This window comes from Microbispora rosea (genome assembly GCF_900156315.1).
GTDB classification, from domain to species: Bacteria; Actinomycetota; Actinomycetes; order Streptosporangiales; family Streptosporangiaceae; genus Microbispora; species Microbispora rosea.
Genome location: NZ_FTNI01000037.1, coordinates 57,766 through 78,993, shown reverse-complemented (window position 1 = coordinate 78,993; position 21,228 = coordinate 57,766). Strand labels below are relative to the sequence as shown.

22 protein-coding genes are annotated in these 21,228 nt (G+C 73.5%); 8 read left to right on the top strand and 14 right to left on the bottom strand.

Features of this window, described 5'->3' with window-relative positions; all coding sequences use genetic code 11:
* The first annotated feature begins 123 nt into the window (after positions 1-123).
* The 3 genes from BXA11_RS36345 (at position 124) to BXA11_RS36335 (ending at position 2,409) form a co-directional block, all read left to right on the top strand.
* Positions 124-891, top strand: a complete 768-nt coding sequence (locus BXA11_RS36345) for a TetR/AcrR family transcriptional regulator (protein ID WP_030511261.1) — start codon at positions 124-126, stop codon at positions 889-891.
* Between the two features lie 127 nt (positions 892-1,018).
* Positions 1,019-1,570 (top strand): DUF2243 domain-containing protein, encoded by a 552-nt coding sequence (locus BXA11_RS36340; protein ID WP_076441955.1) that lies wholly within the window; start codon positions 1,019-1,021, stop codon positions 1,568-1,570.
* Positions 1,567-2,409: a cytochrome c oxidase assembly protein gene (locus BXA11_RS36335; protein ID WP_239105245.1), complete on the top strand. Its 843-nt coding sequence runs from the start codon at positions 1,567-1,569 to the stop codon at positions 2,407-2,409. The genes BXA11_RS36340 and BXA11_RS36335 overlap by 4 nt, the downstream gene beginning before the upstream one ends.
* A 56-nt stretch (positions 2,410-2,465) precedes the next feature.
* Here the strand turns inward: BXA11_RS36335 and BXA11_RS36330 are convergent, their stop codons facing one another.
* A complete protein-coding gene (locus BXA11_RS36330) occupies positions 2,466-3,626 on the bottom strand; it encodes a cation:proton antiporter (protein WP_030511258.1) in 1,161 nt (386 codons plus the stop codon).
* A 9-nt stretch (positions 3,627-3,635) separates the two neighbouring features.
* Positions 3,636-4,118, bottom strand: a complete 483-nt coding sequence (locus tag BXA11_RS36325; RefSeq protein ID WP_030511257.1) for a cation:proton antiporter regulatory subunit — start codon at positions 4,116-4,118, stop codon at positions 3,636-3,638.
* A 118-nt stretch (positions 4,119-4,236) separates the two neighbouring features.
* Here BXA11_RS36325 and BXA11_RS36320 point away from each other — a divergent pair, with 118 nt between their 5' ends.
* Positions 4,237-4,851 carry a helix-turn-helix domain-containing protein gene (locus BXA11_RS36320; protein ID WP_030511256.1) on the top strand — a complete coding sequence of 205 codons (615 nt, stop codon included), beginning with the start codon at positions 4,237-4,239 and terminating at the stop codon, positions 4,849-4,851.
* Here BXA11_RS36320 and BXA11_RS36315 read toward each other — a convergent pair.
* The 8 genes from BXA11_RS36315 to BXA11_RS36280 all read right to left on the bottom strand — a co-directional run bounded on the left by BXA11_RS36315 (position 4,826) and on the right by BXA11_RS36280 (position 11,870).
* Positions 4,826-5,608: a class I SAM-dependent methyltransferase gene (locus BXA11_RS36315; protein WP_204053989.1), complete on the bottom strand. Its 783-nt coding sequence runs from the start codon at positions 5,606-5,608 to the stop codon at positions 4,826-4,828. The two genes, BXA11_RS36320 and BXA11_RS36315, sit on opposite strands and share 26 nt — an antisense overlap.
* Positions 5,609-5,672: 64 nt before the next feature.
* Positions 5,673-6,524, bottom strand: coding sequence for an SRPBCC family protein (locus tag BXA11_RS36310; RefSeq protein ID WP_030511254.1), 852 nt, complete (start codon positions 6,522-6,524; stop codon positions 5,673-5,675).
* Positions 6,517-7,086, bottom strand: coding sequence for a winged helix-turn-helix domain-containing protein (locus tag BXA11_RS36305; protein ID WP_076441951.1), 570 nt, complete (start codon positions 7,084-7,086; stop codon positions 6,517-6,519). Before BXA11_RS36305 ends, BXA11_RS36310 begins: the two co-directional genes overlap by 8 nt.
* Positions 7,087-7,184: 98 nt before the next feature.
* Positions 7,185-8,447 carry an RNA polymerase sigma factor gene (locus BXA11_RS36300; protein WP_076441949.1) on the bottom strand — a complete coding sequence of 421 codons (1,263 nt, stop codon included), beginning with the start codon at positions 8,445-8,447 and terminating at the stop codon, positions 7,185-7,187.
* A 109-nt stretch (positions 8,448-8,556) separates the two neighbouring features.
* Positions 8,557-8,928 (bottom strand): YciI family protein, encoded by a 372-nt coding sequence (locus BXA11_RS36295; RefSeq protein ID WP_076441947.1) that lies wholly within the window; start codon positions 8,926-8,928, stop codon positions 8,557-8,559.
* A gap of 48 nt (positions 8,929-8,976) precedes the next feature.
* Positions 8,977-9,663, bottom strand: coding sequence for a DUF998 domain-containing protein (locus BXA11_RS36290; protein WP_083744838.1), 687 nt, complete (start codon positions 9,661-9,663; stop codon positions 8,977-8,979).
* 208 nt (positions 9,664-9,871) lie between these two features.
* On the bottom strand, positions 9,872-11,137 hold the full coding sequence (locus tag BXA11_RS36285) for a sensor histidine kinase (RefSeq protein ID WP_076441945.1): 1,266 nt from the start codon (positions 11,135-11,137) through the stop codon (positions 9,872-9,874).
* 73 nt (positions 11,138-11,210) lie between these two features.
* Positions 11,211-11,870: a TetR/AcrR family transcriptional regulator gene (locus BXA11_RS36280; RefSeq protein ID WP_076441943.1), complete on the bottom strand. Its 660-nt coding sequence runs from the start codon at positions 11,868-11,870 to the stop codon at positions 11,211-11,213.
* Between the two features lie 327 nt (positions 11,871-12,197).
* Here BXA11_RS36280 and BXA11_RS36275 point away from each other — a divergent pair, with 327 nt between their 5' ends.
* Together BXA11_RS36275 and BXA11_RS36270 are read left to right on the top strand one after the other, a co-directional pair.
* The gene (locus BXA11_RS36275; RefSeq protein WP_204053988.1) at positions 12,198-13,115 is read left to right on the top strand and encodes a LysR family transcriptional regulator; all 918 of its coding nucleotides are present in this window, start codon (positions 12,198-12,200) and stop codon (positions 13,113-13,115) included.
* Between the two features lie 278 nt (positions 13,116-13,393).
* A complete protein-coding gene (locus BXA11_RS36270; protein ID WP_076441987.1) occupies positions 13,394-14,257 on the top strand; it encodes a pentapeptide repeat-containing protein in 864 nt (287 codons plus the stop codon).
* Positions 14,258-14,324: 67 nt separating this feature from the next.
* On the opposite strand, the gene BXA11_RS36265 is transcribed toward BXA11_RS36270, so the two are convergent.
* Positions 14,325-15,173 carry an NAD(P)H-binding protein gene (locus BXA11_RS36265; protein WP_076441985.1) on the bottom strand — a complete coding sequence of 283 codons (849 nt, stop codon included), beginning with the start codon at positions 15,171-15,173 and terminating at the stop codon, positions 14,325-14,327.
* Positions 15,174-15,261: 88 nt separating this feature from the next.
* Between BXA11_RS36265 and BXA11_RS36260 the strand changes: the two genes are divergently transcribed.
* Positions 15,262-16,068, top strand: coding sequence for a helix-turn-helix domain-containing protein (locus BXA11_RS36260; protein WP_076441939.1), 807 nt, complete (start codon positions 15,262-15,264; stop codon positions 16,066-16,068).
* Between the two features lie 61 nt (positions 16,069-16,129).
* On the opposite strand, the gene BXA11_RS36255 is transcribed toward BXA11_RS36260, so the two are convergent.
* Positions 16,130-18,235 carry an AfsR/SARP family transcriptional regulator gene (locus BXA11_RS36255; RefSeq protein WP_076441937.1) on the bottom strand — a complete coding sequence of 702 codons (2,106 nt, stop codon included), beginning with the start codon at positions 18,233-18,235 and terminating at the stop codon, positions 16,130-16,132.
* Between the two features lie 112 nt (positions 18,236-18,347).
* On the opposite strand from BXA11_RS36255, the gene BXA11_RS36250 reads away from it, so the two are divergent.
* The gene (locus tag BXA11_RS36250; protein ID WP_076441935.1) at positions 18,348-19,226 is read left to right on the top strand and encodes an alpha/beta hydrolase; all 879 of its coding nucleotides are present in this window, start codon (positions 18,348-18,350) and stop codon (positions 19,224-19,226) included.
* Between the two features lie 27 nt (positions 19,227-19,253).
* Here the strand turns inward: BXA11_RS36250 and BXA11_RS36245 are convergent, their stop codons facing one another.
* The gene (locus BXA11_RS36245; protein WP_030511241.1) at positions 19,254-19,433 is read right to left on the bottom strand and encodes a DUF3099 domain-containing protein; all 180 of its coding nucleotides are present in this window, start codon (positions 19,431-19,433) and stop codon (positions 19,254-19,256) included.
* A 90-nt stretch (positions 19,434-19,523) separates the two neighbouring features.
* A complete protein-coding gene (locus tag BXA11_RS36240) occupies positions 19,524-21,086 on the bottom strand; it encodes an alpha/beta fold hydrolase (protein ID WP_076441933.1) in 1,563 nt (520 codons plus the stop codon).
* Between the last annotated feature and the right edge of the window lie 142 nt (positions 21,087-21,228).

Here is a 21,228-nt window from a genome sequence, read left to right as displayed (position 1 = left end):
AGTCGCTGGAGCGCTTCGCGGTCGCAGCCGGCGTCACGGGCCGTGCCGCCGTCCGGGGGCGGCAGCGTGGTGAGCATCCGGACGGCAGTGGTCTTGCCGGGGTGCGCATAGAATTCGCAGGCGATGACGGAGTACAGCTCGCAGGGAGACCCGGCGCGGAGTCTGGCCCTGCTGTGGCGCACGGGGGAGCGGACCGGGCGCAAGGGCAGGCCGGAGATCGGGGTCGACAGGATCGTGCGTGCGGCGATCGAGGTCGCCGACGCCGAGGGCCTGGCCGCGCTGTCCATGCGCAAGGTCGCCGAGCAGCTCGGCGTGGGGACGATGTCCCTGTACACCTACGTCCCGGGCAAGGCCGAGCTGATCGACGTCATGGTCGACACGGCGTACGGCGAGCTGCCCGCGCCCGCGGAGGTGCCGGGCGGATGGAGGGGCAGGCTGGAGCTGATCGCGCGGGAGAACCTGGCGCTCTATCGGCGGCACCCGTGGATGCTGCAGGTGTCGACGGCGACCCGGCCTCCACTTGGCCCCAACCTCATCGCGAAGTACGACTACGAGCTGCGGGCGGTCGACGGCATCGGCCTGGACGACATCGAGATGGACTCGGTCGTCACGCTGCTGAACGGCTACGTGAGCGGCGCGGCGCGGGGCGCGGTGGAGGCGGCGCAGGCGCCGGGGGACACCGGCGTCACCGACGAGCAGTGGTGGTACGCGCACGCGCCCTACCTGGCCAAGGTGTTCGACCCGGGGCGTCACCCGGTCGCCGCCCGGGTCGGCGCGGCGGCGGGCGAGGCGTACAACGCGGCCTACGATCCCGGCCATGCCTTCGAGTTCGGCCTCCAGCGCGTGCTCGACGGGATCGAGGCGTTCGTCGCCGCCCGCACCGCCGGGTGAGGTGCTGTTCAAAGAGTCGGTAGGCCAGGCGCCGGGTCCGCGCGTGCCTGCGTGACTACGCCCTCGCGTCCGGGGAACCTGCCCTGGCGGAGATCCGCACAGCGGCGCGGGGGACGGAGGCACGGTGATGGCGACCACCGCGGGCGAGGCCGGGGCCGGTGCGACGCCGGTCAGTCTGCGGCTGCCGGGCATCGTGCTCGGGGTGGGACTCGGCGGGTTCGTCGACGGCATACTGCTGCACCAGCTCCTGCAGTGGCATCACATGCTGAGCAGCACCAACAGTGACCGCATCGGGCTGAAGTACTACAACCCCCGCACCGTCTCCGGGCTGCAGATGAACACCGTCTGGGACGGCGTCTTCCACGCCGTGTGCTGGCTCGCGGTGCTCATCGGCATCGCGATCCTGTACTCCAGGGTCACCCGCCACCGGCGCCGGGTGTGGACGTCGCGGGTGCTGTGGGGGTGGATCCTGGCCGGCTGGGGGATCTTCAACCTCGTCGAAGGCGTCCTGGACCACCACATCCTGGCCATCCACCATGTGCACGGCGGCCCCCACCAGCTCTGGTGGGACATCGGTTTCCTCGTCCTGGGCGCGCTGCTGCTCGCCGGGGGATACCTGCTGGCGCGCAGCGGCCGGTCCTTCGATCCCGCCGAAGTCTCCGCAGAGAGCCCCGCGTGACGGACCACCACGGGTTGACGGACCACGGCGTGATGGACCACGGCGCGCACTCCGCGGGGTCGCCCGGCGTGCCGGCGCCGGTCCTCGCCCTGATCGTGCTGACCGTGCTGATCGCGTACCTGCACCTGGTCCGGCGGGCGCGCCGCCGCAACCCGGTCGCGGGCTGGAGCCGGTGGCGTGCGGCCTGCTTCGCCACCGGGCTCGCGCTGTCGGCGGTGGCGCTCCTGCCGCCCGTCGCGACGTTCGCGCACACCGACTTTCGCGGCCACATGCTGCAGCACCTGCTCATCGGCATGTACGCCCCGCTCGCGCTGGTGCTGGGCGCTCCGGTCACGCTGCTGCTGCGGACCCTGCCCGTCGCCGGCGCGCGGCGGCTGTCCGCCGTCGTGCACAGCCGTGCCGGCCGGCTGCCGGCCCATCCGGCCACCGCCCTGCTGCTGTCGACCGGCAGCCTGGTGGTGCTGTACTTCACCCCGCTCTACGACGCCGTCATGGCCCGGCCCGCCGGGCACTGGCTGCTGCACGCGCACTTCCTGCTGTCGGGCTGCCTGTTCGCGCACGTCATCGCCGGTCCCGACCCCGCGCCCGCCCGGCCCGGCGTACGGGCACGTCTGGTCTACCTCGGCTGCGCCATCTTCGTGCACGCGGTCGTCGCACAACTGATGTACGGAGGCTTCTGGGTGGACGTCCACGCGCCCATCGCCGAGGTCCGGGGCGGCGCGGAGATCATGTACTACGGCGGCGACATCGCCGAACTCCTCCTCGCGGCCGCCCTCGTCTCCACCTGGCGTCCGGAACGCCGTTCCCGGCCCGTCGCCGGCCGGGCCGTACGGGCCTGAAACGCGCCGGCCTGCCGCCGCGGTGCGGGGCAGGCCGGTGGGGGAGTGCGAGGGTGTCAGGCGCGGCTGGCCACGCGCACGAGGAGCGGCTGGACCAGGCGGGCCGCCAGGGGACCGAATGCCGCCAGGATGAGGACGTACGCCGCGGCCAGAGCGCCCAGGTCGGGGTGGGCGCCGGCGGCGACCGCCAGCCCGGCGATGACGATGTTGAACTCGCCGCGGGGGATGAGCGCGATGCCCGCGCGGACCCGGCCGGCGCGGGCGATGCCGGCGCGGCGGGCCGCGTAGATGCCGGTCATGAGTTTCGTGATCATCGTCACCAGGGCCAGGCCCGCGGCCAGGCCGGCGGCGGGCAGGATCTTGGTGGGGTCGGTCTGCAGGCCGAAGAACACGAAGAAGACCGCGGCGAACAGGTCGCGCAGCGGCGCGAGCAGCGCCTGGGCGTCTTCGGCCAGCTCGCCCGACAGCGCGATGCCGACGAGGAACGCCCCGACCGCGGCCGACACCTGCAGCTGCTGGGCCAGCCCGGCCACCAGCAGCGCCAGCCCGACGACCTTGAGCACGAGGACCTCGGAGTTGGGGCTGGCGACGAACGCCTCGATGTAGCGGCCGAAGCGCAGCGCGACGAGCAGGACCACGCTCACCGCGGCGAGCGCGATGGCCACGGTTACCGCCCCGGCGACCAGGCTCAGGCCCGCCAGCATGGCGGTCAGGACCGGCAGGTAGACCGCCATCGTGAGGTCCTCGAACACCAGCAGCGACAGCACCACGGGGGTCTCCCGGTTGCCGATCCAGCCCAGGTCGGACAGGACCTTCGCGGTGATGCCGGAGGAGGTGGCGTAGGTGACGCCGGCCATGGCGACGGCGGCGACCGGTCCCCAGCCGAGGAGCAGCGCCAGGACCGCGCCGGGCGCCGCGTTGAGCACGAGGTCGACCAGTCCGGCGCGGGCGTTGCCCTTGAGGCTGGTCATCAGCTCGTCGGCGTTGTATTCCAGGCCGAGGGTGAGCAGCAGCAGGATGACGCCTAATTCGGCGCCGGTGGCGGTGAACTCCTCGCTGGTGGCCAGCGGGAGGATGCCGCCGGTGCCGAAGGCGAGGCCCGCGATGAGGTAGAGCGGGATGGGGGAGATGCCGACGCGTAGCGCCAGTGCTCCGAGGATGCCGAGTCCGAGGACGACGGCGCCGAATTCCAGGAACAGTATCGCGGTATTGTGCACGCGCTGCCCTCAGCCGCTGGCGAAGATGTCGGCGACGGCGGCGGTGCTGTCCTCGCTGCCCACCACGACCACGATGTCGTCCCCGGAGAGGATGAAGTCGGGGGCGGGGCTGGCGAACACGTGCCCGGCGCGCGCGACGGCCACGATGGAGGCTCCGGTGCGGGTGCGCACCTGCGCCTCGCCCATGGGCCGGCCGGCGTACGGGGAGTGCGGCGCGATCGGAAGCTGGACGCTGACCAGCCCTTCGACCTCGCGGTGCAGGGCGTTGAGGCGCTGGACGATGCGGGGGGCGCCGAGGAGCTCGACGAGCGCGTCCGCCTCCTCGTCGTTGAGTTTCACCGTCTCACAGGCCCTGTCGGGATCGTCGGGATCGTAGATCACCAGGTCGCGACGGCCGGTGCGATGGGAGACGACTCCGATGCGCCGCCCCGAGCGCGTGGTGAACTCGTGCCGCAGTCCGATCCCCGGCAACACCGTCTGCTCGACATCCACGGCGCTGCTCCTCCGTTTCGATAAGTCAATACTTATCCAGGAACCTACCAACAATGGGCTGAGGTCTCATTTTGGGTCGTCTTGGCACGTGTCGTTGCCGGTATGGCAAGCTGACGGCGTGGACGACGACCTCGAGCACGCACTCGTCTCGGTCGGGCCCAGGCTGCGCGCCCTGCGCAGGCAGCGCGAGACGACGCTCGCCGATCTGTCGGCGGCTACCGGTATCTCGGTGAGCACGCTGTCGAGGCTGGAGTCGGGCGCGCGGAGGCCGACTCTCGAACTGCTGCTGCCCCTGGCCAAGGCGCACGGGGTCACGCTGGACGAGCTCGTGGACGCCCCGCCGACGGGGGATCCGCGCATCCACCTGCGGCCGGTCGTCCGCTACGGCATGACGATGCTGCCGCTGACCCGCCGGGCCGGGGGCATCCAGGCGTACAAGCTGGTGATCGCGGCGGGCAGCGCCAGGAGGCAGCCGGAGCCGAAGACCCACGAGGGTTACGAGTGGCTCTACGTGCTGAACGGGCGGCTGCGGATCGTCCTCGGCGAGCAGGATCTGGTGCTGTCACCGGGTGAGGCGGCCGAGTTCGACACCCGGCTGCCGCACTGGTTCGGCGCCGCCGACGACAACGCGGTCGAGTTCCTCAGCCTGTTCGGCAGCCAGGGCGAGCGCGCCCATCTGCGCGCCCGCCCGAAGGCGAAGGGGGAGCCTACGCGGGACGGCGGGCGAGGGTGAGCATGTGCCCGCTGACCCCGAGCAGCGACGGCACGCGTTCCAGCGTGCGCTGGGCGTCGAGCATGTGCCTGCGGCGTTCGGGGTCGTCGAGCCAGTCGTCCACGTCGCCGTACAGCCAGAAGGCGCCCTCCAGACCGTAGCGCTCGGCGCCGGGAAGCCCGGCGTCGGCGAACTCCCCGGGCACCTCCTCGGGCTCGTGCAGGTAGGCCGGGAAACCCTGCCCGGGACCCAGCAGGCGGCCGTTCTCCATGGCCTGGCGCGCGGCCAGGCGGTGCGGCTCCTGCTCGTAGACGCCCAGGTAGACCATGTCGTGCACCGCGGCGTAGCGGTTGATGGTGGCGGCGGCCACCAGCCCTCCGGGGCGCACCACGCGGCGCGCCTCGGCCAGGGCGGCCACCCGGTCGGCGCGGTCGGTCAGGTGGTAAAGCGGGCCCAGCAGCAGGACCGCGTCGGCGCTCGCGTCCGGCAGGGGCAGGTCGCGGGCGTCGCCCAGCCGCGCGGTCAACCCCGGCAGGGCCCCGGCCCGCTCGACGTGGAGCGGGACCGGGTCCAGCAGTTCGACCTCGTAGCCGTCGGCGACCAGCCATTCGGCGTGCACTCCGGTGCCGCCGCCGACGTCGAGCACCCGGGCGGGCGGTGACGGCAGTGCCCGGCGCAGCACGTCCTGCGTCCGCCACAGCTCCAGCCGGCCCCGTCCCGTGCGGAGCCTGCCGTCCTCCCTGTCCTGCTCGTAGTAGGCGAGCACTTCAGGGGTCACCGTCATAACCGTTCACACTCCGGTTCGTGTGCGAGGGGGGCGGGGCGGTGGTGCGGGGTCCGGGTCAGGCCGCCGGCTCGGCGGGGAGCCAGATCTGGTGGCTGCCGGGCTTCTCATGGTAGCGGCGCAGCGCGGCCAGGCCGCTGAGCCATCCGGTCCAGGCGGCGTACGGCGGGTTGGCGGTGTCGAAGCCGCTCTGGACGAACGTCAGGCGGGTCTTGCCGCCGCTGTCCTCCAGCTCCCAGGTGACGACGCCCCCCGGTCCCCAGTCGGCCGACATGGTCCTGCCGGGCACCAGGTCGATGATCTTCGCGGGGTGCGGGTCGGCGTCCAGGCCGCCCATAGCGAAGCGCCCGCCGACGTGCGGCTCGATGCCGATGGGGTATCCGAACCAGTCGCTCGCCTTGTCCGAGTCGACCAGGGAGTCGAACACCTGCTCGACTGGCGCGTCGACGACCGTCTCGCCGCGGAAGTCGGCCGAGGTGAAGTCGGGCTGCGGCCCGATCTCACGCCCCTCGACGTAGTCGGCCAGGTTGGACAGCGCCAGCGACCAGAAGCTCTGCAGCACGCCCCGGATGCTCGCCCCGGTGATGACGTCCTGGAAGTCGAAGTGGCTCTGCGACAGGGTCAGGACGGTCGTGTCCTGGGTCTCCTCCTCCAGCGTGATCTCGGTGGTCGTCTCCACGCCGTCCAGCAGCCAGGCGAAGCGCAGCGTGTGGTCGTCGGCGTGCAGCGGGCGCTGATGGGGGGCGTCGCCCTCGGGGGTGCGGTGGCCCCAGAACGCGTAGCGGTCGGGCAGGTCTGACTCGGCGTGCTCGGCCAGCCACACCCGCATCGCGGCGGGGTCGGTCAGCGCGTGGCGCACCTCCTTCACCGGGGCGGCGAGGCGGACGCGGACGATCATCGGTTCACTCACGGTCGTCTCCCTGGGGATAGTGGGGATAGCAGGCCACGGCGAGTTTGAAGGCGTCGCCTTCCGCGCCGCCGTAGCGGGTGAACAGGTCCTGCAGCGCGGTGCGCAGGTCGGCCATGAACTGCTGGCGTCGTTCCGGTGGCACCCGCACCTCGCCGGACACGCCGACGGACGGCAGCTCCGGCGCGGTCCGGTCGAGGGCGGCGATGTCCGCCTGCACCTCTTCCATGAGGTCGAGCAGGTAGCCGAGGCTGAGCTCGTCCTGACGCCGGTGCAGCCCGCCGATGCGGCCCACCAGGCCCGGCGACAGCCAGTAGGAGCGGGCGCTCGCCTGGTAGATGCCTTCGCTGATGCCGCGCACCCGCCGCTCGGACACCTGCTCGACCAGGCCCGCCTCCACCAGTCGTTTGACGTGGTAGTAGACGCGCTGCGGCGTCTGGTCGAGCACCGCGGCCACCTCCGTGCACGTGCGCGGCTCGGCCAGTTGCCGCAGCACCTCGATGCGCTGCGGCTTGAGCAGTGCCTCGGCCTGCTCGATCTGTTCCAGGTACAGGACGTCTCTCATCGCAAAAACAATGTTGTACGTAAAAACTGTTTTTGTCAATGGGTCGCGGAGGAGGCCCGGGAGCGCCGGTCAGGGGGTCGGCTATCGGCAGTCGGCGGCTATGCGCACTCGGCGGCACGGGCCAGGAACAGGGCACGCTCCCGCTCGTTGCCGGTCAGGGCCGCCGCCCGTTCGAACTCCCGCCGCGCCTCGTCCGCGCGGCCCAGCCGGGCCAGCAGGTCCCCACGTACGGCGGGCAGCTGGGGGTAGCCGCGCAGGGCCTTGTCGTCGCCGACGGCGTCGGCGATGTCCAGCCCGCGTGCGGGGTCGCCGGCCATCGCGACCGCGACGGCGCGGTTGAGCTCGACCACGGGGGAGGGCGAGACGTGGGCGAGCACCCGATAGAGCGCGGCGACGCGCTCCCAGTCGGTGTCCTCGGGGCGGGTGGCCCGGGCGTGGCAGGCGGCGATGGCCGCCTGCAGCGCGTACGGCCCGAAGGCCCCGCCGAGCGACTCGGCCCGCTCCAGCGCCTCCAGCCCCCGGCGGATCAGGAGCCGGTCCCACAGACGCCGGTCCTGGTCGGGGAGCAGGACCGGCGCGCCGTCCGGTCCGATGCGGGCGCGCAGGCGGGAGGCCTGCAACTCCATCAGCGCGGCCAGGCCGTGCACCTCCGGTTCGCCGGGGAGCAGGCCCGCCAGGAGACGGCCCAGGCGAAGCGCCTCGTGGCAGAGATCGGGACGGGTCCAGTCGTCCCCCGCCGTGGCCGAATAACCCTCGTTGAAGATCAGATAGACGACTTCCAGCACCGACGCCAGGCGTTCCGCCAGGTCGCCGGGGGCCGGCATCGCGAACCTGACCCCTTTGGCGGCCAGGGTGCGCTTGGCGCGGACGATCCGCTGGGCCACCGCCGGCTCGGTGGCCAGGAACGCCCGGGCGATCTCCCCGGTGGTCAGGCCGCCGAGCAGGCGGAGCGTGAGCGCGACGCGCGCCTCGGTGGTCAGCGTCGGATGGCAGGCGGTGAAGACGAGCCGCAGCATGTCGTCGCGGATGTGGTCGTCCATGTCGGCGTCCGGGTCCGGCTGCGGCCTGCTCCCGATGTCGCGGCCGAGCTCCTGGAGCTTGCGCTCGTAGCGGCTGCGCCGCCGCAGGTGGTCGATCGCGCGGTGCTTGGCGGTGGCCATGAGCCAGGCGCCCGGGTTGTCCGGCACGCCCGCCTCAGGCCACTGCTCCAGCGCGATGAGCAGCGCGTCCTGCGCGAGTTCCTCGGCCAGGCCGACGCCGTCGACGAGGCGCGCCAGCCCCGCGACGAGCCTGGCGGACTCGATCCGCCAGACCGCCTCGATCGCGCGGTGCGCCGCGAGCAGCGCGTCGGTGCCGGTCATCCGGGGTCAGCTCACAGGGGCTCAAACGGCAGGGGTTCGGACAGCAGGAACCCCGGCCGGAGATGCTCGGATCAGGGGTGGGATCGGGGTGGCTGGGATCAGGGGTGGCTCAGGCCGGCGGGGCGAAGTCCTCGGGGCCGAGCACCTTGACCACCTCGGCGTCGCCCTCCCAGCCCTCCCACAGGTCGCGGTGCAGGCGCATGAAGCGCGCGGCCCACTCGACCGCCTCCTCCTTCGACCGCACGTCGTACAGGGCGTAGCTGATCAGTTCCTTGGACTCGGTGAACGGGCCGTCGGTCACGCTGAGCCCGCTCTCGGCGACGCGCACCCGCGCCGCGGACGCGCTGGGGGCCAGCCCGGCGGTGTCGAGCAGCGCCCCGGCGACGGTCGCCTCCTGACCGAGCTTGGCGATGGCCTCCATGAGGTCGGCGGGCGGCGGGGTGCCGGGCTGGGTGGCCCTGAGCAGAACCAGGTAACGCATCGTGTGTCTCCTTCCGGACAATGATCTATCAGGTGAACGCGGGACAGGTCAGGCGTTCCGGTAAGCGTGCACGGCCACGGCGCTGATCCAGGCCCAGCCGAGCACGACGGCGCCGGTGAAGGCGAGGTTGGCCCAGGCCGCGCCCGCCGCCGAGCCCGCCCCCGAGGCCACGGCCAGGAACCCGGCCGCGAACAGCGCGCCGGTCGCCCGCGACCCCCACGCCCAGGCCGCTCGCCCGCGGCGGGCGAAGCGGCGGGCGAGGACGAAGCAGGCCGCGACCAGGCAGGCGAATCCGATGCCGCCGGAGGCCAGGTGCGCGATGCCGTGCCAGCTCACCTCGCCCGCCGGCACGCCGCGGGGAAAGCCGCCGGCCGGGTCGGCGCGGAAGGCTCCGGCCGCCAGCAGGCTCAGCCCGTACACGGCCAGCAGGCGGGGGGCCCAGCCACCGCCGTGAGCGCGGCGCAGGCCCGCGGCGAAGGTCATGGTCATCGCCCCGGCCAGCACGAAGTTCACGATGTGGATCCAGCCGAGGTCGCCGTTGGCCAGCAGGCTCCAGGCGTGCCGGGTCAGGTCGAATCCGTCCCGGGTCAGGGCCTCGGTCAGCGACACCACGACGTAGACGGGGCCGGCGATCACGCCGTACCCGAGCAGGCTGCGGGTGATGCTGGTCTCACGGTCGCAGGCGCGGGCGGCATCGGTGCCGGTGTGGGCGGTGGCGGTGTGGGCGGTGGTCATCGGGGTTCTCCCTCTCCGGCGGGGCCGGTCCCTCACCGGCCCTTCACCCACTCCTCGAACGGGACGCCCCCGGATCGACACGCCTCCCGGATTTTCTTCAAGATTTTTCCCGGCGGCGTCTCCCGGGGGAGCGCCGCGCCCGGCCGAGACCACGGACGGCCTGGTGAGCGGCGTGATGCAAGGGCGGAGTGGCGCCGCCCGCCGCCGGTCACAGGTCGTCGGCGGTCCGGCCTGAGATCGTCCGACTGGGGCGGACGAGACGCCGCCCGCCGATCGCGTTCCGGTCGAGGAGCGGCAGCCGGAGGACGAACCGTGCCCCGCGGGGCGAGTCCTCGATCTGCAGTGTGCCCCGGTGGGCGCGGGCGATGTCGCGCGAGATCGCAAGCCCCAGCCCGGTGCCGCCGGCGTCCCGGCGCAGCCCCTCGTCGAGGCGGGTGAACCGCTCGAAGACCCGTTCACGGTCGGCGGGCGCGATGCCGTTCCCGTCGTCGGTCACCGCGACGACCGCCCGGCCGTCATCGGATCCGACGCAGACCGTGACGCCGGTCGCGGCGTGCCGCCGCGCGTTGCTCAGCAGGTTGCCCACCAGCCGGATCAGCTGGATCCGCGAGCCGTGCACCCACACCTCCCCGGTCGTGCAGACCTTCACCGGCGTGCCGCCGACGTGAGCGTCCACCTCTTCGGTGACCAGCGCCGTGAGATCGATCGGCTCGTGCGGCGACGACTGACCGCCGCGTAGTCTGGTCATCGTCAGCAGGTCATGAACGATCGCCTCCAGGCGGCCGGTGGCCGACAGCGCCCCCCGGATGGTGTCGCGGGGGTCGACGTGATCGGGGTTGAGCAGCGCCTCCTCCAGTTGCACCCGCAGCCCGGCGATCGGTGTCCTGAGCTCGTGGGAGGTGACGGAGGCGAGCCGGCACTGCTGCTCGGCCGGGCCCAGCGCCCGGCCGATGATCCACCACATCAGGCGGGCGCCCGACAGGACGAGGAGGAGCCCGGCCCCCCCGACGAGGTATTCGAGGCGGTGCGTCGCGCAGAGGGGCGGCTCGACCGTTCCGGCGTAGACGACGGGGGCGTCGGGGGCCGGGGACACCCGGTTGGCCATGAGCAGGAGGCACCGCTCGCCCGGGGGGCACTCGACGCGCCGTTGGAGCCGGTCGTCGGCCGGGGGCCGGAGCCTGCTCAGCCGCGGCCGCCCCGCCGCGGCCGGGCTGGCAACCAGGATCCTGCCCTGGGCGTCCACCAACTGGACCAGGTCGATGGTGCCGGAGGCGGACCCGGAGCGCGGCAGTGCGCCACCGCGCACCTGCGCGCTCCACTGGGCAACGACCTGCTCGGCCTCGAAGAACACCTGGCCCTCCATCCTGTATCGGATTGCCAGGTCCAGGCTTACGCCGCCCAGGACCGTGAGAAGGAGTAACAGCATCGTCGCCGCTGTCGTGTAGCGCGCCTGCATCGAGTACACAGACGGCATCGGCCTCACCATTCTCCTGCCGCACTCGGTGGGCCACCACCAAGGCAAGTGGACGATTTCGTCCACTTTGCGGTCAGTTGTCCGATTCTGTCAAATCGGCGGTAGGAGTCCTGACGTGGGCTTTCACGTGGTCGAGCGCCATGTCGACGGCGATCAGGAACGGCCGTTCGTCCTGCATGGTCTCGGCGAGCAGGTAGCCGCCCTGCAGGGCGGCGACGACCGCGACGGCGAGTTCCCCGGGTTCCGCGGCGGGGCCGAGTTCGCCGCCCTCCCGAATTCGGGTGAAGCCGTCCGCGAGCAGCCCCTGCCATCTGCGGAAGACGGCCGCGAGGGATTGGCGGGCGTCGTCGCAGCGGCTGGAGAGCTCGCTGGCCAGCGAGCCGATCGGGCACCTGTAGGGCAGGTCGCGCTCTCGAAGGCTCGACACCAGCGAATCGCGCCATCTTTCGAGATCCCGCATCGAGCGCACCCGGTCGAGTTGCGGTTTCTGGGCGGACACCACGAGGTGCTCCCACATCGCGATCACCTCGGCGATCAGCGCGTCCTTGTCGGGGAAGTAGTGATAGAGCTGCGACTTGCTGACACCGCAGGCGTCCACCACCTGATCGAGGGGCGTCGCCGCCATTCCCTGCCGGAACATGAGGTCCGCGGCGGCTGCGACGATGCGCTCGCGAGTGGCCGCGCCGCGCGCAGTGAGCCTCGGAGAACCCTTTCCCGGCCCTCGAACAGCCATGCGACACCCCACCTTCGGGCGCGGGAGCGCCACCGGAGCCATGCCGGAGTACGGTCTTGACAACTACCTCATACCATCACAAACTGGTCGAAACCGTCCAGTCCTTTGCCGAGATTGCGCGCCCGGCGAGCATGTCGCCCGCAGGACGCGGATCGGCCTGCGTCGCGCGAGGGAGGGCGCCGAGGTGACGGTCGCCGACGACGGAGAGGGCATCGCCCTGGCCGGGCCACGAGCGGATCTTCCACCGCTTCGCGTGGCCGTACGCCGTCCGCGCCCGGGACCGGGGAGGCGCCTGTCCCGGCCGCCGCTTCCGCCAGGTGTGATGCCATGAGCGGCATGGAATTGCGGGAACTGCGGGCGTTCGTCGTGGTGGCCGAGGAAGGGGGCATGTCGGCCGCGGCGCGCCGGCTGCACGTCAGCCAGCCCGCGCTGTCGCAGACCGTCGGCATGCTGGAGCGCCGGTTGGGGGTGAAACTGCTGGTCCGCAGCAGCGCCGGAGTCCAGCCCACCGAGGCGGGGATGACGCTGCTCGCCGAGGCGCGCGCCGTACTCGCCCGCCACGACCAGGTGCTGCGGACGATGGCCGCGTACACGAGCGGGGACGGCGGGGTCCTGCGGGTGGGGGTTCCCATCGAGCTGCCGTCCGATCTGCTCGGACCGGCGCTGGAACGGCTCGCGGTGGCCCACCCCGGCACCCGCGTGCAGGCCCGCCATCTGTCCACGGCGGCGCAACTGACCGCGCTGCAGGCCGGTGAGCTCGACGTGGGTCTGCTCAGGGAGCGTCCCGCCGGGCGCGAGTTCGACGCGATGCTCGTGTCCAGGGAGAGGCTCGGCGTGCTCCTCACCGCCGAACGGGCGGCCGAGCTGCGCGGACCCGACGGGATCCGCCTGGAGGAGCTCACCGGGCTGGAATGGGTGGGCTTCCCGCGCTCAGGCAGCCCCGCCTGGTTCGACGAGCTGACCGCGATCCTGCGCAGCCACGGCCTGGACCTCGGCCCCGCCGCCCCCGAGGGACAGGAGCTGATCGCGGAGGTCAAGCTCGCCGCCGTGAGCGCGGGCAGGGCTTTCGCGCTGGCACCGCCGAGGTGGCCGCAGCCGCTGCCCGCGGCCGTCGCGTGGTCGGCCCTGGCCGGTCACCCGCTGATCCGGCGCACCTGGGCGGTGTGGCCGGCGACCTCGCGCCGCCACGACCTGGCCGGCTTCGTCGCGGGCTTCCGCGACCCGGCCGACGACCGGCCGGGATGACCGCCGGGCTGGTCCACGATGGTCCCGCCGGCTCAGCGCGGCAGGTGAGGACTGATCGGGGGGACGGGAGCCCGCACGCGTGAACCGCCGCCCGGCGACAAAAGCCGGCCGCCCTGCACTCGTTCAGTGGGATACGTTCTAGCTGGGCGCCGGGACGGCGAGCGACGAGGCGGCGCCGATCGAACACGAGGAGACCAGGCACGTTGCCCCACACGCACGACCGCGGGGACGTCCGCGCGGACGACCCGGCCGGCTCCGGCCCCGGCAGGCGGACCGGCCTGCGGGCCGACTGCGCGAACTGCTTCGGGCTGTGCTGCGTCGCGCTGCCCTTCGCCGCCTCCGCCGACTTCGCGATCAGCAAGGACGCCGGGCGGCCGTGCCCCAACCTGCGGGACGACTTCCGCTGCGGCATCCACGCGCGTCTGCGCGACAGTGGCTTTCCCGGCTGCACCGTCTACGACTGCTTTGGGGCGGGGCAGAAGGTCTCGCAGGTCACCTTCGGCCGCAGCTGGCGAGACGATCCGGGGTCCGCGGCGCGGATGTTCGAGGTCTTCCCGGTCATGCGGCACCTGCACGAGCTGCTGTGGTACCTGGACGAGGCGATGTCCCTGCCGGTGACCCGCCCGATCCACGCCGAGCTGCGCGGCGCGTTCGAGGAGACCGAACGCCTGACCGCGGGCACCCCCGGCGACCTGCTGGGCGTGGACGTCGCCGCCCACCGCGACAAGGTCAACGCGCTGCTGCTGCGGACGAGCGAGCTGGTGCGGGCGTCGGCCGGGGGCCGTGCCGCCGCCGATCACAGGGGAGCCGATCTCATCGGCGCCCGGCTCAGGGGGGCCGACCTGCGCGGAGCCAACCTGAGGGGCGCCTACCTCATTGGGGCCGATCTACGCGGAGCCGATCTGCGCGGCGCGGACCTCATCGGAGCTGACCTGCGCGGGGCCGACCTCGGCGGCGCCGACCTCACGGGCAGCGTCTTCCTCACCCAGGCGCAGGTGAACGCGGCCAGGGGAGACGACGCCACGAGGCTGCCCCCGGCCCTCACCCGTCCGGCGCACTGGCCGACCTCGCCGGCCGGTCCGGCCGCCGCGCCGGGCCGGGCCTCCACCCGCCGTCCGCGCCCCCGCCGCCGGCGCGGGTAGCCTCCGCTCGGCCGCATACGCGCCGGCGGTCTTCCGGCCTGCGGTTTTTCAGCGTATTCCGGGGGATTCAGGCGAACGCGGCGCGGTGATCGTGCGCCCAGTCGGAGAATGTGCGGGGCGCACGACCGAGCACGTGTTCCACGTCCTTGCTGATCGTGGCGTTGCCGCCCTGTGCGACAAGCCTGGAGCCGTTGACCGCGATCTCGGCGAAGGCGGGATCGACGCCGGCGGCGAGCATCCGCTTCTTGTAGACCTCAAGCGGCACGTCGGCGGTCGTGACGCGGCGCCCGACGGCCCCGCCCAAGATCGCGGCCTGGTCGGGAACGCTCAACAGTTCCGGCCCGGTCAGCGTGAGCACGCCGCCTGCATGATCACTGGACGTCAACGCCCGCACGGCCACTTCGGCGACGTCACGAGGGTCGACGACGCCCTGCCTGCCGGTCCCCGTCGTGTTCGGGATCGGCTCTCCACGGCGGATGTGACCGGCCCAGCGCACCGCGTTGGAGGCGAAGCTGGACGGGCGCAGTATCGTCCATCGCAGTCCGCTCGCTCGTACGGCCCGCTCTCCCGGCAGATGCCAGTCTCCGACCCCGGCCCCGGTGCTACGGCCTGCGCCGATGGCCGACACCTTCACCACCGTGCCGACACCGGCGGCACACGCCGCGGCCAGCATCGCCTCGTCATGCTCGACCAGCTGGGGGCCCGGGGCGCTGAGCAGGAAAAGTGCCTCCGTTTTGTCCGCCGCCCGCGCCAGGGAATCCGGCTCGCCGAAGTCGCCCCGCACGACCTCCACGCCCGGGGGAGGCGTGATCGCCGCGGGGTTTCTGGTCATCGCCCGCACCCGCTCGCCCATGGCCGCCAGCAGGCGAACCGTCTCACTGCCGATGGTGCCCGTCGCACCCGTCACGAGGATCATGGCCATCACCATGTCAGCGCCGGCGCCGTGATCCATAGGAACTTTCGGCACGGTCGGCGTGCCGAGCGCCGCCGGGTAACGTGAGGCCATGCCCCTCGAAGTCCCGATGACCGTGCCTGCCCCACTGCGGTGGCTGGTCAGCGAGATCACATCCATGAGGGCCTGCGCGCCGGCTGAGCGGCCGCCGCTCGTCCACGTTCCCGACGCCGACACCTCGCTGATCTTCCGGACGACGTCGGCGCGGCGCAGCGCCCTGCTGGTGGTCGGGCCGCGTACCCGCGCCTCCTACCATGTGGGCAAGGACTTCCCGCTCTGCCTCAGGCTCAGGCTGCGCCCCGGCGCCGCCCGGCTCCTGCTCGGAGTCCCGATGACCGAGCTGGTCGACCAGGTCGTCGGCCTCGAGGAGCTGTGGGACGACGCAGCGCTGTGGGACGGCGCAGCCGGGCTGACCGCCGCGCCGGCTCCGCCGGGAGACGACGTGACGCGCGTCCTCGGGCGTCTTCAGGCGGCGTTGCCCGCCAGGATCGCCGCCCGGTCCAATGCCGACCTGGCCCGCAGCGAGCTGGTGCGCGCAACCGCGCAGGCCCTGCGCGACCAGGCCGGGCAGCAGCGCGAGCCCGTCGCCGCCATCGCCCGGCGGCTGGCCGTCAGCGAGCGCCACATGCGCGATGTCGTCCGCGACGGCATCGGCGTGCCGCCCAAGCGCTTCGAGCGGATCGAACGCGTGCGCCGGGTGCTCGCCCGCGGCAGGGCCCACACCGCGCGATGGGCGCAGCTCGCCGCGACCGCCGGGTTCTACGACCAGTCCCACATGGCCGCGGAGTTCCGCACCCTGATGGGCGTGCCTCCGGCGGCCTTCTTCGCGGGCCGTTTCCCCTCGCTCCAGCCCTGCTGAGCGACGATCCGCAGCGGGCAAATCAGGGTCACGACCGGTTCGGCGCGACTCCCGCCAACCGTCACAGCGCGGCCGACAGGTCGTCCAGGTGCGCGGACACCGGGCCGAGCGTCAGCACGCCGCTGCCCGCCCCGGCCAGTTCGCCCGCGGCGGGCAGCAGCGCGGCGTAGGCGCGTCGCATCGTCGCGCGGTCGCCCAGCGTGAGGGCCGCACGGGCCGCGAGGCACCACAGGGCCTCCGTCAGCAGGTCGTGCGGCGGCTCGGGCAGGGCGCGCAGCGCCGCCGCCGCCTCGGCTCGGCGGTCGCGGGCGAGCAGCACCAGAGGCCGGGCCCACGGCGCGTACGGCCCCCAGTCGATGTGCTCGGCGATGTGCTCGTCGGCGGGATCGCCGGCGGGACCGGCGCCGGGCGGGGGCTGCCCGTGCCGCAGGCGCAGGCACAGCAGCGCGAGCGGCAGCAGGCCGTGCTCCACGCCCGGCATACCGGCGCCGTCCAGCCGGGCGGCGGCCTCCCGATAGGCGGCCTCGGCCTCCTCCAGCGGCGCAGGGCCGGTCGCGTCCAGGCGCAGCGCCCGATACCACGCGGTGAACACGCCCGCCAGGGGCCGCTCGTGCCGTACGGACAGGCGTTCGGCGGCGGCGGCGTGGGCGTCGGCGGCCGTGAAGTCCGCGAGCGCCGACCGTGCCTGCATCCGGACCAGATGCCCGAGCACCTCGAAGGTGACCAGGCCATGCCGGGCGGAAATGTCCACGAGTTCGGCGCCGATCTCGTCGCGCCGGGCGGCCAGGCCCGTCCGGTGGAAGGTCTGCATGAACAGGCCGCTCAACGCGAACGCCAGCAGCGCGGGGTCGTTCAGGCGGCGGGCGATCTCCTCGGCCTGCCGCGCCGCCCGCGGCCCCTGGCAGGAGCGGTCGCCGCGCGACTCCAGCGCGATCGTGGCCAGCAGCCGGGCCCGGGCCGCCTCGTGACCAGTGACCTCGTGACCAGTGACCTCGTGACCAGTGACCTCGTGACCAGTGACCTCGTGACCAGTGACCTTGTGACCTTGGGCCTCGTGACCTGGGGCCTCGTGATCGGAGGGCAGCGCGGCCAGGGCGGTCAGCGTGCGCCCGGCCGCCGCCACGATGCGCGCCGCCTGCCCGGGGTCGTCGGACCGGGTCCAGATGGCCGGGACGTCGAAGGCGCCGATCACCCGTGCGGTCAGCTCCGCGTCGCCGAGTTCCTCGGCCGCCTCGACGGCGGCCACGCGGTGCTCGCGCGCCGCCTGCAGGCCGCCGCCCCCGGTCGTGGCGAGGTCGCGCAGCAGTCCGGCCGTCGACTCCAGGCGGGCCTTCGCCCCGGAGGCGACCGCGCGGTCGTAGGCGGCGGTGGCCTGGGCCCACACGCGCTCGGCCGCGCCGCCCGCCGAGGAGTCGAGATGATCGGCCTGGCGCAGGATGTCGGTCTCCAGGCGGCGCAGCCCCGGGCCCGGGTCCACTCCCAGCTCGTCGACGAGCAGTGCCCGCGCCCGGCGCAGCACGGCGAGCGCGTCGCCCTGCCGCCCGCTGCGATACAGCGCGAGCGCCAGCAGCCGCCATGCCTCCTCCCGCCAGGGGTGCCCAGACGCGTGCGCGTCCAGGTCGGGCACCGCCTCGGCCGCCCGCCCCAGCTCCAGCCGCGTCTGCGCGTGCCGCTCGACCGCGTGCAGCCGGAGCTCGGCCAGGCGGGAGCGCTCGGCGCGGGCCCAGTCCTGGTCGGCGAACTCCGCGTAGGCGGGACCGCGCCACCACCCCAGCGCCTCCTCCAGCCGGGCGAGCCCGTCTTCGGGGGGCAGGTCCGCGGTGGCGGCCACCGCGTGTTCGAAGCGCCAGGCGTCCACCGCGTCGGCGCCGGCCCGCAGCGCGTACCCCGGCCCCTCGGTGACCAGCAGCCGCGCGGGGGTGCGGGGCGGCCGGTCGGGCTCGAGCGCGCGGCGCAGCGCCGCCACGAACGTCCGTACGGCACCGGCCGCGCCCGCCGGAGGTTCGTCCCACAGGTCGTCGATCAGGCGGGTGACCGGCACCACGCGGCCGCGGGCGACGATCAGCCGGGCCAGCACCGCACGGTGCCGCGGCCCCTTCAGCGCGATCGCGCCGCCGGTGCCGTCCCAGGCCGTCACCGGCCCCAGCACCCCGAACGCGATCCCCACCGTCGGCTCCCCTCCAGGTCACGGCACCTGTCACGGTAGCGCGCTGACCGGATGCTCATTCACGCGCGGCAGCCTGGGGACCATCCGATCCCGCACAGAAAAGGAGCGCGTCATGGCGCCTGTCCTTCCCGGTTTCGACTACCTCCGCGTGCCGGTCGCCGACGGAGTGTCGCTGAACGCGGCCGTCGCCGGCTCGGGGAGCCCGATCGTGCTGCTGCACGGCTTCCCCCAGACCCACCTGATGTGGCGGCACGTCGCCGCCGACCTGGCCGCCGGCCACACCGTGATCTGTCCCGACCTGCGCGGCTACGGCGCCAGCGACAAGCCGGCCGAAGCCGGCCGCGACACCTATTCCAAGCGCACGATGGCCACCGACGTCGTCGCCCTGGCGCGGGCGCTCGGACACGAGCGGTTCGCGCTGGCCGGGCACGACCGCGGCGCGCTGGTCGCCTTCCGCGCCGGGCTCGACCACCCGGCGGCGATCAGCCACCTGGCGTGCCTCGACGTGCTGCCGACGCTGGACATGTGGGAGGTGATGCACGGCGCGGGCGCCGCCGTCGGCTTCCACCTGTACCTGATGGCCCAGCCGCCCGGCCTGCCCGAGCAGATGATCGGCGCGAGCGCGGACGCCTTCTTCGGCCACTTCCTCGACGTCTGGACCCTCGACCGGGGGGCGATCCCCGACGGCGTACGCGCCGCCTATCTGGACGCCTGCCGTACGGCGGTGCCCTCGATCGTGGCGGACTACCGCGCGTCGGCGGGGATCGACGTGGACCACGACCGGAAGGACCTGGAGGCGGGGAACCGGCTGCGGATGCCGGTGACCGTGCTCCAGCAGGACTGGGGGGCCGCCCTCGGGTACGACGCCGGGGCGCTGTGGGGCGCCTGGGCCCCCGACCTGGTGCACGAGACGGTCGGGTGCGGGCACTTCATGGCCGAGGAGGACCCGGCCGGTGTCGCCGCGGCCCTGCGCGCCCTGCTCGCCCGCTGATCGAGGCGCCCGCCCGCGGGCTCACCGTCAGTCGCGCCGGTCGTTGCGGTTGCCGATGATGACGGCGAACGGCGGGATCACCAGCGCCACCGCGGACATCACCAGGGCGGCCACGGGCGAGACCTCCCGCACGACCGTTCCCGCCAGGACGAACAGCGTGAGGCACGTGGTCATCATGATCAAGTACGTCCGCTTGCGACGCTGCACGACATCCAGACTATTTCCGCGTCCAGCCTGTTTCCGCGGAGTGGCGGCGCGCCGTGCCAGCCTGTGCCGGGCCGTGCCGGGCCGACGGGGTCAGCAGGCGACGTCGGCGGGCGGGAGCGTCCCGGTGGTGAGAAACGCGCCGACCTCCCCGTTGAGGCAGGCGTCGCCGAAGGCGGGGTACGGCGCGTGGGTGTGCGCGTCGACGGTGACCATGCGCGAGCCCGGGATGCCTGCCGCCACGGCGCGGCTGTTGGCCACGGGCACCGCCACGTCCCGCAGCGCGGCGGTCACCAGGACCCCCGGCGCCCGCCCGGCCGGCCGCCGCACCGGCTCGTCCTCGATCCGCGGCCAGAAGGCGCACGGCGTGATGTTGGCGTTGGCCGGGCCGAACAACGGATATCGCGCGCTGTAGGAGGCGAGGTCGCGCCGGTAGTCGTGGAGCTCGCGGGGCCAGGGGCCGTCCCCGCACCGGTAGGCCATGTTGGTCGCCGTGTGGTTGTCGGCGGGAACGCCGGGCACCCCCGCGGGCGGCAGCGGACGGACGGGGAACGGCACGTAGGGCTCCCGCCCGGCGGCGATGTCGGCGAACGCCGCCGCGACCAGCCCGAAGGAGCGCTCGTCGTAGATGCCCGCCACGAGCAGCGTCCCCAGCTCGCCCGACGTCCAGGCGTGGCCCGCGACGACGACCGGGGCCGTCGCGGCGCGCCGGATCAGCTCCGCGACGGCGTCGCTGACCTCCCGAGCCGTGCCGCCGAGGCCGTACTCGGCGTCACCCTCGGCCGTCCAGGCGGCGAAGGCCGCCGTCCCGGCCTCGAACGCCGGGGTCCGCCCGAGCTCGTACGGCCGCCACGCCGTCTTCGGGTCGACCGGGCTGTCCAGCACGAACCTGTCCACCCTGCCGGGGAACAGGGCGGCGTAGACCGCCCCGAGCATCCCCGCGTACGACCCGCCGAGGTAGGAGATCTTCTCCTCGCCGAGCGCGGCCCGGATGACGTCCATGTCCCTGGCGGCGTTCGCCGTGGTGGCGTACGGCAGGGCCCACCCGGCGGCGCGAACGCAGTCGCGGGCGTACGCGCGGGCCTCGGCCGCGTCGGCCGGGAGGCTCCCGGGGGTGGCCGTACGGACCCGGTAGCCGCCGGGCTCCTCCACCTCCTGCCCGCACCCGATGGGCGTGCTCCGCTCCACGAACCGGATGTCGAAGCCGATCAGGTCGTAGCGCGCCCGCACCTCGGGGGGCAGCAGGGGGGCCAGGCTCGACGGCAGCGGCACGCCCGGCCCGCCGGGGCCGCCTCCGGTGGTGAGCAGCACGCCACGGCGCAGGGCCGGGTCGGTCGCGGGCAGCCGCGAGATCGCGATCGAGATCGTCCGGCCGCGAGGACGGCGGTGGTCGAGCGGCACGGCGACCTCCGCGCAGCGCAGAGCGGGGTCGCCGACCCCGGCGCAGTCACCCCAGCGCAGCTCCCGCGCCGGATGCCGGTGCGGCTCCTGCGGGGGATCATGCTGCGGATTCCGGTTCGATGAGAGGGCCGCCGCGTCCACCACGTCCACCGCGTCCACCACGCCTGCCGCGCCCGCCGCCGGGAGCGCCGGCGAGAGCAGCACGATGGACGCCACGACGGCCGCGATCCGCGATGCGCCTGCCCGGTGCGTCATGTCGCACACACTGATCAACGGGAGCCGGGCACGCCACCGGCCGGCTTCCGCGTGCCCCCCGGCGGGGGAGTGCGCGCTGCTCCCGGGCGCGACCCCTGGTTCCGGCGCGTGAAACTTTCCCGGTGTTCCCTCGCTTGACAAG